Source organism: Enterobacter cloacae complex sp. P15RS, assembly GCF_014895905.1.
In the GTDB taxonomy this organism is placed as follows: domain Bacteria; phylum Pseudomonadota; class Gammaproteobacteria; order Enterobacterales; family Enterobacteriaceae; genus Enterobacter; species Enterobacter quasihormaechei.
Window position 1 is genome coordinate 1 of sequence record NZ_JADBQL010000057.1, and the last position, 303, is coordinate 303.

Below are 303 nucleotides of genomic sequence, written 5' to 3' on the forward strand. Positions count from 1 at the left end.
CCAGGGCGGCCAGGTCACCGCACCGGATCTCACCGCGCCGGATGCGCCTGCTAATCTGGAGGTCTCACCTGACGGCAAAACCGTGACCGGTACGGCTGAGCCTGGCAGCACCGTGACCCTGAAAGATGCCGACGGCAACACCATCGGCACGGGCAAGGCGGGCAGCGACGGTAATTTCACTATCGATCTGGGTACACCGCTCACCAACGGGGAGCAGATCACCGCCACCGCCACCGATCCGTCCGGCAACACCAGCCAGGGCGGTCAGGTCACGGCGCCGGATCTCACCGCGCCGGATGCGCC

The 303-nt window shown here is 67.0% G+C and carries 1 protein-coding gene; it reads left to right on the forward strand.

Going from position 1 to position 303, the window contains the following annotated elements:
- On the forward strand, nucleotides 1-303 hold a 303-nt coding region (locus IM267_RS21095; protein ID WP_193034237.1), incomplete at both ends, for an Ig-like domain-containing protein.